The organism is Neorhizobium galegae bv. orientalis str. HAMBI 540, assembly GCF_000731315.1.
Taxonomy (GTDB): domain Bacteria; phylum Pseudomonadota; class Alphaproteobacteria; order Rhizobiales; family Rhizobiaceae; genus Neorhizobium; species Neorhizobium galegae.
Genome location: NZ_HG938353.1, coordinates 4,469,782 through 4,485,584 on the forward strand (window position 1 = coordinate 4,469,782; position 15,803 = coordinate 4,485,584).

Annotated in this window: 17 protein-coding genes; 12 read left to right on the forward strand and 5 right to left on the reverse strand. The window is 60.4% G+C overall.

The window, feature by feature from the left end; translation table 11 throughout:
* Window positions 1-102 precede the first annotated feature (102 nt).
* The 8 genes from RG540_RS21510 (at window position 103) to pncB (ending at window position 7,675) form a co-directional block, all read left to right on the forward strand.
* Window positions 103-1,188, forward strand: coding sequence for a microcin C ABC transporter permease YejB (locus tag RG540_RS21510; protein WP_038592271.1), 1,086 nt, complete (start codon window positions 103-105; stop codon window positions 1,186-1,188).
* The gene (locus RG540_RS21515) at window positions 1,188-2,330 is read left to right on the forward strand and encodes an ABC transporter permease (RefSeq protein WP_038592274.1); all 1,143 of its coding nucleotides are present in this window, start codon (window positions 1,188-1,190) and stop codon (window positions 2,328-2,330) included. The genes RG540_RS21510 and RG540_RS21515 overlap by 1 nt, the downstream gene beginning before the upstream one ends.
* Before the next feature lie 66 nt (window positions 2,331-2,396).
* The gene (locus tag RG540_RS21520) at window positions 2,397-2,693 is read left to right on the forward strand and encodes a hypothetical protein (protein WP_065814446.1); all 297 of its coding nucleotides are present in this window, start codon (window positions 2,397-2,399) and stop codon (window positions 2,691-2,693) included.
* Complete coding sequence (locus RG540_RS21525) at window positions 2,693-3,190, forward strand: type II toxin-antitoxin system VapC family toxin (protein ID WP_038592280.1); 498 nt, start codon at window positions 2,693-2,695, stop codon at window positions 3,188-3,190. Before RG540_RS21520 ends, RG540_RS21525 begins: the two co-directional genes overlap by 1 nt.
* Window positions 3,187-4,815, forward strand: a complete 1,629-nt coding sequence (locus tag RG540_RS21530) for an ABC transporter ATP-binding protein (RefSeq protein WP_038592282.1) — start codon at window positions 3,187-3,189, stop codon at window positions 4,813-4,815. The genes RG540_RS21525 and RG540_RS21530 overlap by 4 nt, the downstream gene beginning before the upstream one ends.
* A 27-nt stretch (window positions 4,816-4,842) precedes the next feature.
* Window positions 4,843-5,793 carry a 2-hydroxyacid dehydrogenase gene (locus RG540_RS21535; protein ID WP_038592285.1) on the forward strand — a complete coding sequence of 317 codons (951 nt, stop codon included), beginning with the start codon at window positions 4,843-4,845 and terminating at the stop codon, window positions 5,791-5,793.
* Window positions 5,794-5,874: 81 nt separating this feature from the next.
* The gene (locus tag RG540_RS21540; RefSeq protein WP_038592288.1) at window positions 5,875-6,204 is read left to right on the forward strand and encodes a hypothetical protein; all 330 of its coding nucleotides are present in this window, start codon (window positions 5,875-5,877) and stop codon (window positions 6,202-6,204) included.
* 166 nt (window positions 6,205-6,370) lie between these two features.
* The gene (pncB, locus tag RG540_RS21545; protein WP_038592291.1) at window positions 6,371-7,675 is read left to right on the forward strand and encodes a nicotinate phosphoribosyltransferase; all 1,305 of its coding nucleotides are present in this window, start codon (window positions 6,371-6,373) and stop codon (window positions 7,673-7,675) included.
* A gap of 84 nt (window positions 7,676-7,759) precedes the next feature.
* On the opposite strand, the gene RG540_RS21550 is transcribed toward pncB, so the two are convergent.
* On the reverse strand, window positions 7,760-8,158 hold the full coding sequence (locus tag RG540_RS21550; RefSeq protein ID WP_038592294.1) for a DUF1236 domain-containing protein: 399 nt from the start codon (window positions 8,156-8,158) through the stop codon (window positions 7,760-7,762).
* 318 nt (window positions 8,159-8,476) lie between these two features.
* Here RG540_RS21550 and RG540_RS21555 point away from each other — a divergent pair, with 318 nt between their 5' ends.
* The 3 genes from RG540_RS21555 to RG540_RS21565 all read left to right on the forward strand — a co-directional run bounded on the left by RG540_RS21555 (window position 8,477) and on the right by RG540_RS21565 (window position 10,935).
* Window positions 8,477-9,343, forward strand: coding sequence for an alpha/beta fold hydrolase (locus RG540_RS21555; RefSeq protein WP_038592296.1), 867 nt, complete (start codon window positions 8,477-8,479; stop codon window positions 9,341-9,343).
* Between the two features lie 86 nt (window positions 9,344-9,429).
* Window positions 9,430-9,825, forward strand: a complete 396-nt coding sequence (locus RG540_RS21560) for a response regulator (RefSeq protein ID WP_038592299.1) — start codon at window positions 9,430-9,432, stop codon at window positions 9,823-9,825.
* 102 nt (window positions 9,826-9,927) lie between these two features.
* Window positions 9,928-10,935, forward strand: coding sequence for an NAD-dependent epimerase/dehydratase family protein (locus RG540_RS21565; protein ID WP_038592302.1), 1,008 nt, complete (start codon window positions 9,928-9,930; stop codon window positions 10,933-10,935).
* 90 nt (window positions 10,936-11,025) lie between these two features.
* On the opposite strand, the gene RG540_RS21570 is transcribed toward RG540_RS21565, so the two are convergent.
* From RG540_RS21570 to RG540_RS21580, 3 genes are all read right to left on the reverse strand, one after another.
* Window positions 11,026-11,859, reverse strand: a complete 834-nt coding sequence (locus RG540_RS21570; protein ID WP_038592305.1) for an FkbM family methyltransferase — start codon at window positions 11,857-11,859, stop codon at window positions 11,026-11,028.
* A 93-nt stretch (window positions 11,860-11,952) separates the two neighbouring features.
* Window positions 11,953-13,380, reverse strand: coding sequence for a mannose-1-phosphate guanylyltransferase/mannose-6-phosphate isomerase (locus tag RG540_RS21575; RefSeq protein ID WP_038592308.1), 1,428 nt, complete (start codon window positions 13,378-13,380; stop codon window positions 11,953-11,955).
* 28 nt (window positions 13,381-13,408) lie between these two features.
* Entirely contained in the window at window positions 13,409-14,833 is a 1,425-nt protein-coding gene (locus RG540_RS21580; RefSeq protein ID WP_038592311.1) for a phosphomannomutase, read from the reverse strand.
* A gap of 236 nt (window positions 14,834-15,069) precedes the next feature.
* Between RG540_RS21580 and RG540_RS21585 the strand changes: the two genes are divergently transcribed.
* Window positions 15,070-15,399 carry a hypothetical protein gene (locus RG540_RS21585; protein WP_038592314.1) on the forward strand — a complete coding sequence of 110 codons (330 nt, stop codon included), beginning with the start codon at window positions 15,070-15,072 and terminating at the stop codon, window positions 15,397-15,399.
* Between the two features lie 67 nt (window positions 15,400-15,466).
* Here RG540_RS21585 and RG540_RS32425 read toward each other — a convergent pair whose 3' ends face one another.
* A complete protein-coding gene (locus tag RG540_RS32425) occupies window positions 15,467-15,736 on the reverse strand; it encodes a hypothetical protein (RefSeq protein ID WP_151045787.1) in 270 nt (89 codons plus the stop codon).
* Between the last annotated feature and the right edge of the window lie 67 nt (window positions 15,737-15,803).

Genomic DNA, 15,803 nt, shown 5'->3' on the forward strand with positions numbered 1-15,803 from the left:
AATGAGCCCGTATGATTCGCATCGGAAAAGAGGAAAGAGCCATTTGATCGGCATTGGGATATGTGGTGAGACAAGCCCCGTGACGACAGGCAGGGAGCTCTGATGGGCGCCTATATTCTTCGCCGTCTCCTGCTGATGATACCGACGATCGTCGGCATCATGGCGATTTCATTCCTCGTCGTGCAGTTCGCGCCGGGCGGACCTGTCGAACAGGTGATCGCCCAGATCCAGGGTCAGGACACCGGTGATCGGCTTTCCGGCGGTGGCGGCGACATACTCCAGCAACAGGGCGGAGGCGAGGAAAGCCGTTACCGTGGCGCCCAGGGCCTCGATCCGGAATTCATCAAGAAGCTCGAAAAGCAGTTCGGTTTCGACAAGCCGCCGGCGACGCGCTTCCTCGAAATGATGTGGAATTACATCCGCTTCGATTTCGGCGAGAGCTTCTTCCGCAATACCTCGGTCCTCGACCTGATCATCGACAAGATGCCGGTATCGATCTCGCTTGGCTTCTGGATCCTGATCGTCTCCTATCTGATCTCGATTCCCTTAGGCATCCGCAAGGCAGTCAAGGACGGCTCGACCTTTGACGTCTGGACCTCCGGCGTGATCATCATCGGTTATGCGGTGCCGAGTTTCCTGTTTGGCATCCTGCTGATCGTGCTCTTCGCAGGCGGTTCCTTCTTCGACTGGTTCCCGCTGCGCGGCCTGGTTTCGGACAATTTTTCAGAACTTTCCTGGTGGGAAAAGGTCATCGACTATTTCTGGCACCTGACATTGCCGTTGATCGCCATGTCGCTGTCGGCCTTCGCCACCACCACGCTGCTGACCAAGAACTCGTTCATCGACGAGATCAAGAAACAGTATGTGACGACGGCGCGTGCCAAGGGCCTCAACGAGCGGCAGGTGCTCTACGGCCACGTTTTCCGCAACGCCATGCTGATCGTCATCGCGGGCTTTCCCGGCGCTTTCATCTCCGCCTTCTTCACCGGCTCGCTGCTGATCGAGAACATCTTCTCGCTGGATGGACTGGGGCGTCTCGGTTATCTCGCGATCGTCAACCGCGATTACCCGATCGTTTTCGGCACGCTCTACATCTTCTCGCTGATGGGCCTGTTCGTCAGCCTGATTTCCGACCTGATCTATACCTGGATAGATCCGCGCATCGATTTCGAGCGGAGGGATGTCTGATGGAGGCAACCGCCGCAAAGACCGCCGTGCAGACGCCGCAGAAGCGGCCCTGGATCACGCCGACCAACCGCCGCCGGCTCGCCAATTTCCGTGCTAACAAACGCGGTTACTGGTCCTTCTGGCTGTTCATGGTCCTTTTCGTGCTCAGCCTGTTTGCAGAATTCATCGCCAACGACCGGCCGATCGTCGCCTCCTACAAGGGCGAGATCCTCTACCCGGTCCTGGTGGACTATCCGGAAGAGAAGTTCGGCGGCTTCCTGGCAACGACCGATTACCGCTCCGATTACATCCAGCAGGAAATCGAGGCGAACGGCTGGATGGTCTGGCCGCCGATCCGCTATTCCTACCAGACGGTCAATTCCAACATCCCCCATTCGGCGCCGACCGAACCCTTCTGGCTGATGGAGAAGGCGGATCGCTGCGCCGCCTATCCGCAGAAGGATCAGGACCCGAACTGCATCCTCGGCAACCTGAACTGGCTGGGCACCGACGACCAGGCACGCGACGTGACCGCCCGCATGATCTACGGCTTCCGCATCTCCGTCCTGTTCGGCCTGGTGCTGACGATCTGCTCGGCAGTAATCGGCGTGACGGCCGGCGCGGTCCAGGGTTATTTCGGCGGCTGGACGGACCTGCTGATGCAGCGGTTCATCGAGATCTGGTCATCCATGCCGGTTCTCTACATCCTGCTGATCATCGCCTCGATCCTGCCACCGGGCTTCTTCGTCCTGCTCGGCATCCTCCTGCTTTTCTCCTGGGTCGGTTTCGTCGGCGTGGTGCGCGCCGAGTTCCTGCGGGCTCGGAATTTCGAATATGTCCGCGCCGCCCGCGCGCTCGGCGTCGGCAATTGGACGATAATGTCCCGGCATCTTCTGCCGAACGCCATGGTCGCGACGCTGACCTTCCTGCCCTTCATCCTGTCGGGTTCGATCGCGACGCTGACCTCGCTCGACTTCCTGGGCTTCGGCCTGCCGGCAGGCTCTCCGTCCCTCGGCGAGATGATTTCGCAGGGCAAGAACAACCTGCAGGCGCCATGGCTCGGCTTCTCCGCCTTCTTCACCATGTCCATCATGCTGTCGCTGCTGATCTTCATCGGGGAAGCGGTGCGCGATGCCTTCGATCCGAGAAAGACGTTCGGATGAGCGCGGGTCGTATTCCGGCGGAATTTGCGCTAGATTATCGGAACGATGGGACGCGAGCGTGAAACGATGAACAAGATCGTCAGAGAGCATTATCCGGTCGCCAACCTTCCCGAGGATTTGCGGGAGGGACTGGCGGTTGACGCGACCGTGAAGATCGTCGTTGAGGTGGAAGATGCCGCGATACAAAACGACATCGACAGATATCCCGGTTTCAAGGATTTCCCGATGGTTGAGCGAAAGCCGATGAGCATTGCAGATACGCTCGAAGCCATCAGGAAATACAAGGCTGAAGGCAGGCCGTCTGTTAGCGTCGAAGAAGCCGTCTCCCGCATACGCGAACTGCGCGATGAATGGGACGATTGATGCGCGGGCTCGGAAAAATCTATCTGGATACCAATATCTTCATTCTGGCATTTGAGAACAACAGCGAAATCAGCACCGCGTTGGCCAACCTCCTTTCGATAGACCACCATTCCCGGCGTTTCGCCACCAGCGAACTGACATTGTCCGAGTTGTTGGTTAAGCCGTATCGAGACGGAAATGATAGCGCCATCGACAGATATGAGGGGCTGATTCAGACAAATGAATGGCTCGAAGTGCTCCCCGTTGGCAGGCAGATGTTGTGGTACGCCGCGATCCTAAGGTCTCAAAACGTGGGGCTGAAACTTCCGGACTCGATCCATATTTCCACCGCGTTCGGTGCCGGCTGCACGCACCTGCTCACCGCCGATATGGGACTGAAAGACATCTACGAAATTACGCATTTTCGCTACGGTCTGACGAAGGGTAGCTCACCCTTAACAGTCCTTCGCCCAGACGAAACGACGCTTAGTTCCCTCATCGAAAGCCTTGGCCGATGACAGAGCCGCTTCTTTCCGTCCGCGATCTCTCCGTGGCCTTCCACCAGGGCGGCGATACCTCGATCGCCGTCGACAGGGTCTCTTTCGACATCCACCCCGGCGAGGTGATGGCGCTGGTCGGGGAATCCGGCTCCGGCAAGTCGGTGACGGCCAATTCGATCCTCAAGCTACTGCCGTATCCTTCGGCAAGCCATCCGTCCGGCGAGATACTGTTCGACGGCAAGGATATGCTGAAGGCATCCGAGCCGGAACTCCGGAGGGTGCGGGGCAACGATGTGACGATGATCTTCCAGGAGCCGATGACCTCGCTCAATCCGCTTCATTCGATCGAAAAACAGATCGGCGAAATTCTTGAGCTTCACCACGGAATCAACGGCCAGGCAGTGCGCATCCGCACGCTCGAACTCCTGAACCAGGTCGGTATACGCGAGCCGGAAAAGCGGCTGAAAGCCTACCCGCACGAGCTGTCCGGTGGCCAGCGCCAGCGCGTGATGATCGCCATGGCGCTTGCCAATCGACCCAAGCTGCTGATCGCCGATGAACCGACCACGGCGCTCGACGTCACCGTGCAGGCGCAGATTCTCGATCTTCTGCGCGGGCTGAAGGGCGAGCACGGCATGTCCATGCTGTTCATCACCCACGACCTGGGCATCGTTCGCAAGTTCGCCGATCGTGTCTGCGTCATGACCAAGGGCAAGATCGTCGAGACCGGAACGGTGGAGGAGGTCTTCACCAATCCGCAGCACGCCTATACGCGCCATCTGCTCGCCTCCGAACCGCGCGGCGAGCCGCCGCCGACCGATCCCTCAAAGCCGGTGGTGATGGAAGGCAAGGACATCCGTGTCTGGTTCCCGATCAAGGCGGGCTTCCTGCGCAAGGTGGTCGATCATGTGAAGGCAGTCGATGGCGTCGATCTCGAACTGCGGGCCGGCGAGACGCTCGGCGTCGTCGGCGAATCCGGCTCCGGGAAGACGACGCTGGGTCTGGCGCTCGCAAGGCTCATCTCCTCGCAGGGCCGCATCGCCTTTATCGGAACGGACATAGACAAGTTCTCCTTCAAGGAGATGCGACCGTTCCGCGACCGTCTGCAGGTGGTCTTCCAGGATCCCTATGGGTCGCTTAGCCCCCGCATGTCGGTCGGCGATATCGTCGCCGAAGGGCTCAAGGTCCACGAAAGGTCGCTCTCCGCCGATGGCCGGGACGAGCGCGTCGCCTGGGCTTTGACCGAGGTCGGCCTCGATCCCGCCACCCGCTGGCGTTATCCGCACGAATTTTCCGGTGGCCAGCGGCAGCGTATCGCGATCGCCCGCGCCATGGTGCTGAAACCGCGTTTCGTGATGCTCGACGAGCCAACCTCGGCGCTCGACATGACGGTACAGGCGCAGGTCGTCGACCTCCTGCGCGACCTGCAGAAGAAGCATGATCTCGCCTATCTCTTCATCAGCCACGATCTGAAGGTCGTAAAGGCGCTCGCCAACCACGTCATCGTCATGCGGCTCGGCAAGGTGGTGGAAGAAGGTCCAGCCGACCAGATCTTCCAGGCGCCGAAACAGGATTATACCCGCGCGCTGATGGCCGCCGCCTTCCATCTCGAAGCGGTCGAAACCGAAGCCCTCAATCAGTAGTTCCCAATAATCAAGGTCAATCCGTCCATGCCCGCCAAACATCCGGTCGTCATCGACCTCAAGTTCGAACGCCGCGAGATCGATGCAGCACTTGCCGACGCTTTCGCCGGTCGCCAGGTGCTGCGCGCTTCCGATCCGCGTATCGATCTTTCGCAAGCCCGATACGCGGTGATCTGGAAGCCGGATCCGAACCTGTTCCAGCGGGCGCCGAAGCTGGAGGTCCTGTTTTCCGGCGGCGCCGGGGTCGACTATATCCTCACCATGCCCGGCCTGCCTGACGTCCCGATCGTCCGTTTCGTCGATGAAAGCCTGACGACGCGGATGAGCGAATGGGTCGTGTTGCAGGCCCTGAGCCACCTCCGGCAGGTGCCGGCCTATCTCGGCCAGCAGCGCGAACGCCAGTGGCGCGAACTCTCCCAGCCGGAGGCAAAGGACCTGACCGTCGGCGTCATGGGCCTTGGCGTGCTCGGCCTGGATTCGGTCCGGAAGCTGAAGGTCATGGGTTTCGACGTGATTGGCTGGTCGCGCAGCAAAAAGACGATCGAAGGCGTCGAGACTTTCGATGGCGGCGAACTCGATGCTTTCCTTGCCCGCACCGATATTCTGGTCGGCCTTCTGCCGCTGACGCCGGAGACGGGCGGCATCTTCAATGCCTCGCTGTTTACAAAGCTTCGCCAGGGCGGCGCCCTGGGCAAGCCGGTCTTCATCAATGCCGGACGCGGCGGCAGCCAGGTGGAGAGCGATCTTGTTGCTGCGCTCGACAGCGGCATTCTGGGTGGCGCGTCGCTGGATGTGTTCGAGAAAGAACCGCTCGGTGCGGATAGCCCGCTCTGGACGACGGACAACGTCATCATTACCCCCCACGCGGCTTCCGCGTCCGATGTAAGGGCGCTGTTTCGCAATGCGGAGACCCAGATGGAACGCTACGAGGCGGGCGACCCCTTGCAGCACGTCGTGGATCGCCGGGCGGGCTACTGACCCCTCCTGCCGGAACATTCGTTTCCGCCGGCCGTTTCTTGTGCATGAGCCGGGCATTCCGGCCGAACAAGGAGCGAAATCATGAACACTCGTTTCGATCCCCAGGAAGCCGAGCCCCGTCATCCGAACCCGATCGGTTCGCCGCCGGTTGTTGAGACCGCTACGGAAGCGCGTCAGGGAAGCTGGGGTGCGCCGGTGTTGAAGATGCTGATTGCCGGCCTTATTCTGGCAATGGTGGCCTGGGTCGGCGCCGAATGGTGGGGTGAAAGCACCGCACCGCCTGCCGACCGGACGGCAACCCCGCCGGCTGGCAGCACGACGCCGGCCAATCCGAATGCGCCGCCGACCGCCAATCCTTCCACTCCGCCCGCTGCCACGCCGCCGGCGACCAACTCGCAGTCCGGCAACTGAGGTGCATCACTCCTGATTTTTTCGGCCGCGATCCTTCGCGGCCGAATTGCGTCTGGACTTACTCTGCATTTTTTTCGATAAAAATGCCCGGAGGTTGATCAGCCGTTGCCTCCATATGCATCGAAATCGGCGGAGCCGGCCCGGAACGGCCGGGGCAGGGGCAGGCATGACCAAGACCGATATCGCGAGCAGGGTTTATAACCACACCTGGAAACTCGACCCGATCATCCGCAGTCTGATCGATACGGATTTCTACAAGCTCCTGATGCTGCAGATGATCTGGAAGCTCTATCCGGATGTGGACGCCACCTTTTCGCTGATCAACCGTACGACCAGCGTCAAGCTGGCGCAGGAGATCGACGAAGGCGCGCTGCGCGAACAGCTCGACCATGCCCGCACGGTGGGTTTGTCGAAGAAGGAGATGATCTGGCTCGCGGGTAACACGTTTTATGGCCGCAAGCAGATCTTCGAGCCGGAATTTTTGAACTGGCTGTCGACCTACAAGCTGCCGGAATACGAACTTTCGAAGCGTGACGGCCAGTACGAACTGACTTTCCACGGCAAGTGGATGGAAACGACGCTCTGGGAAATCCCGGCACTCGCGATCATCAACGAGTTGCGCTCCCGTTCCGCCATGCGCTCGCTCGGCTTCTTCACGCTCGATGTGCTTTATGCGCGGGCCAAGGCCAAGATGTGGGAAAAGGTCGAGAGGCTGCAGGCATTGCCGGGCCTGCGCATCTCCGATTTCGGCACACGCCGCCGCCACAGTTTCCTGTGGCAGCGCTGGTGTGTCGAAGCGCTCAAGGAAGGCATCGGCCCGGCGTTTACCGGCACCAGCAACGTCCTGCTGGCGATGGACTCCGATCTCGAAGCGGTGGGGACCAATGCGCACGAGCTGCCGATGGTGGCTGCGGCACTCGCCGAGACTGACGAGCAGCTGCGCGCCTCCCCTTACCAGGTCCTGAAGGACTGGAACCGGCTTTATGGCGGCAACCTTCTCATTGTCCTGCCGGACGCTTTCGGCACGGCGGCGTTCCTGCGCGACGCGCCCGACTGGGTGGCGGACTGGACCGGTTTCCGCCCCGACAGCGCTCCGCCGATAGAAGGCGGCGAAAAGATCGTCGCCTGGTGGAAGAAGATGGGCCGCAACCCCAAGGAAAAGCTGCTGATCTTTTCCGACGGGCTGGACGTCGATGCGATCATCGATACCTACCGGCATTTTGAGGGCCGCGTGCGCATGAGTTTCGGCTGGGGCACCAACCTCACCAATGATTTCGCCGGCTGCGCGCCTCACGAGATTGCCGGTCTGATGCCGATCTCCATCGTCTGCAAGGTGAGCGAGGCGAACGGCCGGCCGGCCGTAAAACTCTCGGACAATCCGCGCAAGGCGACCGGAGACCCGGCCGAGGTGGAGCGTTACCTGAAATTCTTCGGCCAGGAAGACCGCGTCGACCAGGTCGTCCTGGTCTGATTGAAAGGCTCAAATGACAGCAGGCCCCGCTGGAAGTCGACGGAGCCTGCTTTTGTTGGTTGGCTGAAGCCGCTGATGCCTGGCCTATCGCAGGACCTGAACCACTGTATGGGTCTGCGGATCGACGATCACGCGCTGGTTATTGACTACCGTGTAGGCATATCTCGGATTGCTTGGCACCGGGGTCACGACCACACTCTGCGGGATTGGCTTGCCGACAGCTATCGGCTGTTCGACCACCACGGATGTGGTCGGGGCAGGCTGCTCCTGCACATAGGTGACGACCTCGCGCGGCGGCGGATCGATGGCAGTGCCGGCAACGGCGCCGACAACACCGCCGACTGCAGCGCCGACAGGGCCGCCGACGATTGCGCCGGTCACCGCACCACCGGCGGCGCCGTTGACGGTGCCTTGCTGTGCGCCGGCCTGGGTTGCGAAGGAAGCGGCAAGAATGGCGCAGGACGCCAGGATGATCTTCTTCATGGGTATTCTCCTTTTCGTTGGACTTCCGAAAAGCTAACCCCCCAGTTTTCGACTGGTTCCTGTCTGGCAGTCACCTTTCGTAAGGAGTTGAAATCTTGGGCGAGGAGATATTCAGGACAGAAAGCCGGTGCGTAGCGGGCAGGAAGGGACTGTCCCCGGAAAGCCGCCGCTTATTCCGCTTTCTCGCCTTGTCGCAACTAACGCTCCGTTCATGGTGTTGGCGAACAAGCTTGGCGGACCTCACGCTATTTAAGCCTTTCTTTGTGAGACACGCTCACGCTTCGCTAAAACAACAGCCGGATCGGCAGGGGCGGCAACGTGAAAGCGACGGACAAGAAGATCGATACCAGGCATGGCCGCATCCGGGTCAGCGATACCGAGGGGGCAGGCTTACCCCTGCTTTTCCTCCACGGCGCCGGCACCTGCCGGAAAGTCTTCGAGCGGCAATGTCGCCCTCATCTCCTTGAGCGAACCCGCATCATCGCCCTCGACTTGCCGGGGCACGGCGATTCGGATGACGCGGAGGATCCGGAAATCGCCTATTCGCTTACCGGCATGATCGACACGATCGACGAGGTACTTGTCAGCCTCGGTGTACGCCAGCTGGCAATATTCGGATGGGGGCTTGGTGGCCACCTGGCCATCGAGATGCTCGGCCGAAGCCGTCTGGTCGAGGGCTTGCTGCTCTCCGGCACGCCGCCGGTCTCTCGAGGCTTGATCGGTGCCCTGCGCGGCTTCCATCCTTCCGTCGATCTCCTCTTTGCCACCAAGCAGCACTGGTCCGAGCGCGAGTTCAAGCGCTTCGAGCAGCTTTGCCTCGGCCACAGCGCGACGCCGGATATCCGCAATGCCATCGCGCGCGCCGACGGCCAACTCCGGTCGATCTTCTCCCAGAGCATCATCCGCGGTGACGGCCACGACCAGCGGCGCACCGTGCTCCATGCCGAGGTTCCGGTCTTCCTGGTCAACGGCGCGGACGATCCCTTCATCCGCCGAGGCTATGTCGCCGGTTTCGAGGATCATGCCCGCAACCGTTTCGTGGAATTGATCGAAGGCGCAGGTCATGCTGCGTTCCGTGAAAAACCCGAGCCGTTCAACGGCCTCCTCGATCGATTTATCGATAAGGTTCTGGAAAATAGATCGGACAAGACACCCCGCGTGGCGGCTTCGCGACAAGCGGGCTAGATCAAAAAATCGATATCAGGACCTACAACCTATTGCCAAGCGGCGTTCGGAGTCTATCTGCCTCCTTCAGTCCGGGAGGATCTACCTTGGAATATCGTTTCCTGATCGTCGAAGACAGCCTGCTGGTCGCAATGGATATCGAGGACGCCATCCATCGAAGCGGCCATGACGTCGTCGGAATAGCCCCTGACATGACCGTGGCGCTGAACTATACCCGTGACACGGATATCGCCTTCGTGGACGTGCGGCTTGCCGATGGCGAGACCGGCCCGGAGATCGCCAAGACACTGGCGGAATGCGGCATTGTGGTGATCATGATTACCGGCAATCCGGGGCTGGTGGCGGCGGGTGTCTCCGGCGTTCTGGGCGTAATGGCAAAACCGCTGACCGACCAGGCTTCCATGGACCTCATCCAGTTCGCCGTCGATCGCAAGAACGGCCGGCCGGGCGTGCCGCCGGCGCGGCTGCGGCTCTTTCACTGACGGCCAGCGCGATCCCGCCGATAAAATAACTTCCCGCCGCTCGGATGACAGGGCGGGATATCCGCGCTATGGGATCGGCCGCAGAGCGATAGCGGGTCATACATGCGTTATTTCATCACCGGAACGGCAGGCTTCATTGGTTTTCACTTGGCGCGACGCCTTTTGGAGGATGGCCACGAGGTTCTCGGCTTTGACGGGATGACGCCCTATTACAGCCTGCGCCTCAAGGAAGCCCGCAATGCCGGGCTTGCTCAATTCCCTGCCTTCCGCCCGGTGATCGGCATGCTGGAAGACAAGTCGCTGCTCGACAAATCAGTCGAGGATTTCAAGCCGGATGTCCTGATCCATCTCGCGGCCCAGGCCGGCGTGCGTTACAGCCTCGAAAACCCCAAGGCCTATCTCGATTCCAACCTCATCGGTTCCTGGAACATCCTGGAGATCGCCCGCAATTACGGCGTCGGCCATCTGATGCTCGCCTCGACATCGTCGGTCTACGGCGCCAACCCGGATATTCCTTTCCGGGAAACCGATCGGGCCGACGAACCACTGACCTTCTATGCGGCGACCAAGAAGGCCACGGAGCTGATGGCGCACAGCTACGCGCATCTCTACAAGCTGCCGATCACCGGCTTCCGCTTCTTCACGGTCTACGGCCCCTGGGGCCGGCCGGACATGGCGCTCTTCAAGTTCGTCAAGGCGATGATCGAGGATCGCGAGATCGAGATCTACGGCGAAGGCAAGATGAGCCGCGACTTCACCTATATCGACGACTTGGTGAATTCGATCATCGACCTGTCCAAGGTCTATCCGGGCGAGGATAATCGCGTCGCGGGCATCGATACGCTCTCCCATCAGGCACCCTTCCGCGTCGTCAATATCGGCGGCGGCCAGCCCTCCGGCCTCATCGACTTCGTCGAGACGATCGAACGGATCATGGGAAAACCGGCCAAGCGCAAGATGCTGCCGATGCAGAAGGGCGATGTGCCGAGAACCTTCGCCAGCCCCGATCTCCTCGTGGCGCTCACCGGCCGCAAGCCGGAGATCGGCCTGGAGGAAGGCGTCAAGGCCTTCGTGCAATGGTATCTCGACCACCGCCACGAGATCGACTGAGCGGCTTTCCTGCCGAGAGGTTGCATGCCGAGAATCGGCGCCGGAAAACACTGGAGCGGTCCTGACGACTCGGCTACTCGGCGTCATGTCTTAAACCAATGGCGCGGCGATCTCGAAGGGTGCTCCCAACCTCAATTCCGAGGAAACGTACCATCCATCCCACTGCGAGAACTGCGGAAAAACGCGCGTGTAGCCGTTTCGCAGCAATAGTTCTTCGATACCCTTCTCGGTCTTGGAATTTTGCTCGACCGAGATGAGATTGAATCGTCGTCGGGCAAAATCGAATGCGGAGAGGATATCGAGTTCGCTGCCTTCCGTATCGATGGAAATATAGTCGATTTCTTTGGGAGCGTCGTATTTGTCGAGCAGATCGTTCAGAGAGATCGTCCTGATGTCCAGAGCGGTTCCGCCCTTGCGAACGTCGGCGAAATGATCGCCATCAGCGAAAGACGCGATCGCGCTAAGCTCAGGATCGACGCCGTCCATCGCCAAAAACCTCACGACTTCTTCCGACTTGGAAGACACGCATAGGTGTTCGATATGGACCATCCGGTTTCTTGCAAGCGCGGCATGCCAAACGGGATTCGGCTCCGCCAGGATTCCGCGCCAATTGAGTTCTTTCTCGAGCAACCATGTGTTGCTGTTGACCAATCCATTCGTAGCGCCGAACTCGACAAAGAACCCACCCCTCTTTTCCCCGAGCTCATAACAAACCCAGAGATCCTGCAGTATTTGCGCCTTGGATTTCCGGCGCCTCGCAATCGAGTATGCCATGAACGATAGGTCCTCGGATTGCAGCCAATCCGCTACCTCTGGGCGGTTCAACCGCACGGCGTTGAATATTTTCCTTTGAAGGGAAGGATTGTGCAGCCACGATCCGATGCTTCGCGCTGATGCAGACAACAGGAGATTCTGGGGGCGCATGCGATACCCTTTCCACTATCGGCGGAGAATCCGCCTGTTTCAGAGCTGCAAAGAAAATAACCTAACGGGCTGCCATAAACTTCCGGGAAGGCCTCAGCCTCGTCCGAACTCGTCGACGATGCGGATGATGTCGTCCTCGCCGAAATAGGATCCGGTCTGCACCTCGATCATCTCGAGCATGATTTTTCCGGGATTGGCGAGCCGATGTACCTCGCCCTGCGGGATATAGACCGATTCGTTTTCCCGCACGATCCGGGTTTCCTCGCCGATCGTCACTTCCGCTGTACCCTTGACGCAGATCCAGTGTTCCGAGCGGTGGTGATGTTTCTGCAGCGAGAGCTTCTTGCCGGGTGTCACGAACAGCCGCTTCACCTGGAAACGATCGCCGTTGAGCACCGACGTATAGCCGCCCCAGGGCCGATAGGAGGTCGGATGGGTTTCGGTCAGCGCGGCGGTCGCCTTGGTTGCGGCGAGCTGCTTGACGATCTTGCCGACATCCTGGCTGTCTTCCAGCCGGCCGACATAGACGGCGTCCTCGCTGGCGATGACGGCGACGCCATCCAGACCCTGAACGGCAAGATGGCTGGTGCGAGACATCACCAGCGAGTTCCTGGTGTTGATCAGCGTCGTCTTGCCGGAGGCGACGTTGCCGGCCTCGTCGCGGGCTCCGAGCTTCCAGACGGCGTCCCAGCTTCCGAGATCGGACCAGGTGAACGAGGAGGGCACGACCGCAGCGTTGGAGGTCTTTTCCATGAGCGCATAGTCGACGGAGATATCCGGGCTTGCGGCAAATTCCTGCGCGTCGAGGCGCGTGAAGTCGAGATCGCTCGAAGCCTTGGCAAGTGCAGTACGGGCCGCCGCCTCGACCTCGGGCGCGAAGTTGGAAAGTTCGCTCAGCACCTGCCCGGCCTTGAACATGAAGATACCGGAGTTCCAGACAAAACCGCCGGTCGACAGCATCTTCTCGGCCTCGGCAAGGCCCGGCTTTTCGACGAAACGCTTGACCGTGCAGGCGCCGGCTGGCAGCGCCTCGCCGATCTCGATATAACCGTAACCGGTGGCGGGCTCCGTCGGAGCAATGCCGAAGGTGACGAGCTTGCCGGAGAGAGCCGTCTGTTTGGCGATGCGGATCGCATCGAAATAACCGGCATCGGCGGTGATCTCATGATCGGAGGCAAGCACCTGCAGGATGGCATCTTCGCCGAATCGGCCTTCGACGAAGGCGGCAGCGGCGGCCACGGCCGGGGCCGTATTGCGAGCGACGGGCTCGAGCAGGATGCCGGAGAGCTTGATGCCGAGCTCGCGGGCTTGTTCTGCCACCAGGAACCGGAAATCCTCGTTGGTGATGACGACTGGAGCCTCATAGAGCTTCGGGTCCGAAACGCGCGACAGCGTCGCTTGGAACAGCGTCTTGTCGCCGATGAACTGGATGAACTGTTTTGGCGCGCTTGCGCGCGACAGCGGCCAGAGCCGCGTTCCCTTGCCGCCGGCCATGATGACGGGGATGATCTTGCTATTCATTCCAATATCTCCGGCAGTTCTCGCCTAATTATCGTTCAAGCTTTGCGGCCCAGGCCCGGATGAGGTTCAGCCCCTCATGCAACAGGGCCTTCGCCTCGTCTTCCGTCCCGGCCTCGACGTAACAGCGCATTTCCGGTGCGTTGCCCGATGGCCGGAAATGCACGATCCGCCGGTCCTCAAGCGTCACCCGCAGGCCATCGATATCGCTTTTGGCGGCGACTGTCGAAATCGGCGCGAGAAAGGCTGCAAGATTGTCGTCGGATTGCCTGAGATAGGACATCAGCGCGGCGCTGGTCTCGACCGGGAAATTCTCCAGCCGGTCGGCCGCCGCAAACGGCAGGCGGAAACCGGCGACGATTTGCGACAGGGGCTTCTTTTCACGGGCAGCGAGGACAAGCGTCGCCAGAACCGGCAGGAAACTGTCGCGGGTGGGAAGCGCTAAAAGCGTGGCGGCACCGGCTTCGAACGGTGAGGCGGTCAAAAGCCCGCCATTCGCCTCGAAACCCATGACGCCCGTTTTGCCGGCTTCGACTGCTGCGAGCATTCCTGCGATCACGAAAGGCGATCCGACCTTGGTGCGGACGACCTCGAAATCCCCGGCGGCCTCGATGCCCGAATTGGAAGTGACCGGCGTCACGACGATCTGAGCTTTCAGGAACTTTGCCGCGATCAGGCCCAAAAGGTCGCCGCGCAATGGCTCCCCCGTTTCGTCGGAAACCAGTGGCCGGTCGCCATCGCCATCGGCGGAGACGATTGCGTCAAGCCGGTGTTCGCGCGCCCAGCCCTTGAGGAGGCCGATCGTCTCGGCCGAGACTGCTTCCGTGTCGACCGGAATGAAATCTACCGAACGGCCGAGCGGCACCACGTGTGCGCCATAACCTTCAAGAACCCGGACCATAAGATCGCGGGCAACCGTCGAATGCTGATAGACGCCGACCTTGAGGCCGGCGAGCGCGCCTTGCGGCAACATTGCCGCATTGCGGGCAAGGAACAACGTCTCGGCTTGCACGGAATGATCAGGCGCTTCGCTACGCGTCGCATCGATCTCGCTCCTGTCCAGTTCGGCGGCGATCGCCGTGATCCGCATTTCGTCCTGTTTGTCGATCTCGCCGTCGGGCCGGTAGAACTTGATGCCGTTGCGGTCCGCGGGGATGTGCGAGCCGGTGATCATCAGCGATGCGGCCTTGAGATGAAGTCCGTAGAGCGCCAGCGCTGGCGTCGGGATGGCACCGCAGTCTATGGGCGAAAGGCCGGCTTGGCTGAGTGCCCCGATGCAGGTGGCGGCAATGTCGGGGCTCGACGGACGAAAATCGCGGCCGACCAACACTGTATCACCCAGCCGGGCAGCGCCCGTTTCCAGGAGATGCCGGGCAAAGGCCTGGGTGTAGAGGGATGAAGCTCGGCCCTCCAGATCACTCACGAGGCCCCGAAGGCCGCTTGTTCCGAATTTCATGCGATATCCATCAAGGAGACTCCAGGCACGATCGTCCTAGTTCATTTCCTATGAAAATAAAGTTGAAATTGGCAATACCCCAAATCGGCGGTGTAGCGCCATAAGCCCTTTCCGCAAAGCTTGGCGGGCCAGCCGAATTGATGCTATCATTTGCATCACGATCAGGCCTTGTCCCAGATGGTAAGGCACTGTTCTTGGGTTCGGCTGCTTCGGGTTCGAAGCTTGGGAGAGCCGTCATGGGAGCGAATGTCGTAAAGAGCGTCGCCTTCGTCGTGCCGATCGCCTGCCTGGCGTTTCTTATGGCCATGGGCGAGCCGAGCGAAGACGAAACCTGCCCGGGAAGCCTCGCATTCGAGAAGTCCCGCCAGCTCGTCGAAGAACGTCCGGATGTGGTCGACGTCGCCTGGAGCGATTTCCGCTGGATCGCCGATTGCCGGTTCTCGATTGCCGGTTATGCCGATATCAACACCGACAAAGGCCTGGACCGCAAGGATTTCCAGCTCGTGGTCGCTTTCGATCCGAAGCTGCATCGTTGGCAGCAAGTCAGTTTTTCGACCTCGCAATAATGCGAAGCGCGTGCCGCGCCCCAAACGACCCCGTCAGCCATGTCGGGGCCTGGTCGTCGAAATCGATTTACCGGCAGACGCGTGTGGTCCTGGTGACCCAACGCCCGTGATGGCGGTACTGGACGCTCCGGACCCTGCAGTAAGGCCGGTAATGGTGCCTGGAATACTGGCGGTAGTAGGGGCGGTGGTAGCGATGGTAGCCCGGCCGATAATAGTGCCCGGATGGCCGGTAGCCCCGATCGCCAATCGTTATGCTGAAACTATCGGCGAGAGTGGGGGCCGCAGTCGTGGTGAGACATCCAAGTCCTATGATGCAGGCTGCAATGAACTTCTTCATCTTCTCCTCCTTCAGATTGACCGCTGGATTGGCGGTTTCCATGAAGTTAGACTGCGGAAAATGAATG

What these genes read in the sequence shown, in the direction of transcription:
- pncB (WP_038592291.1), top strand. Translation starts at nt 6,371, where the DNA reads ATGACCAAGACCGATATCGCGAGCAGGGTTTATAACCACACCTGGAAA.
- RG540_RS21585 (WP_038592314.1), top strand. Translation starts at nt 15,070, where the DNA reads ATGGGAGCGAATGTCGTAAAGAGCGTCGCCTTCGTCGTGCCGATCGCC.
- RG540_RS21570 (WP_038592305.1), bottom strand. Translation starts at nt 11,859, where the DNA reads ATGCGCCCCCAGAATCTCCTGTTGTCTGCATCAGCGCGAAGCATCGGA.
- RG540_RS21580 (WP_038592311.1), bottom strand. Translation starts at nt 14,833, where the DNA reads ATGAAATTCGGAACAAGCGGCCTTCGGGGCCTCGTGAGTGATCTGGAG.
- RG540_RS32425 (WP_151045787.1), bottom strand. Translation starts at nt 15,736, where the DNA reads ATGAAGAAGTTCATTGCAGCCTGCATCATAGGACTTGGATGTCTCACC.
- RG540_RS21565 (WP_038592302.1), top strand. Translation starts at nt 9,928, where the DNA reads ATGCGTTATTTCATCACCGGAACGGCAGGCTTCATTGGTTTTCACTTG.
- RG540_RS21550 (WP_038592294.1), bottom strand. Translation starts at nt 8,158, where the DNA reads ATGAAGAAGATCATCCTGGCGTCCTGCGCCATTCTTGCCGCTTCCTTC.
- RG540_RS21575 (WP_038592308.1), bottom strand. Translation starts at nt 13,380, where the DNA reads ATGAATAGCAAGATCATCCCCGTCATCATGGCCGGCGGCAAGGGAACG.
- RG540_RS21510 (WP_038592271.1), top strand. Translation starts at nt 103, where the DNA reads ATGGGCGCCTATATTCTTCGCCGTCTCCTGCTGATGATACCGACGATC.
- RG540_RS21540 (WP_038592288.1), top strand. Translation starts at nt 5,875, where the DNA reads ATGAACACTCGTTTCGATCCCCAGGAAGCCGAGCCCCGTCATCCGAAC.
- RG540_RS21520 (WP_065814446.1), top strand. Translation starts at nt 2,397, where the DNA reads ATGAACAAGATCGTCAGAGAGCATTATCCGGTCGCCAACCTTCCCGAG.
- RG540_RS21530 (WP_038592282.1), top strand. Translation starts at nt 3,187, where the DNA reads ATGACAGAGCCGCTTCTTTCCGTCCGCGATCTCTCCGTGGCCTTCCAC.
- RG540_RS21535 (WP_038592285.1), top strand. Translation starts at nt 4,843, where the DNA reads ATGCCCGCCAAACATCCGGTCGTCATCGACCTCAAGTTCGAACGCCGC.
- RG540_RS21515 (WP_038592274.1), top strand. Translation starts at nt 1,188, where the DNA reads ATGGAGGCAACCGCCGCAAAGACCGCCGTGCAGACGCCGCAGAAGCGG.
- RG540_RS21525 (WP_038592280.1), top strand. Translation starts at nt 2,693, where the DNA reads ATGCGCGGGCTCGGAAAAATCTATCTGGATACCAATATCTTCATTCTG.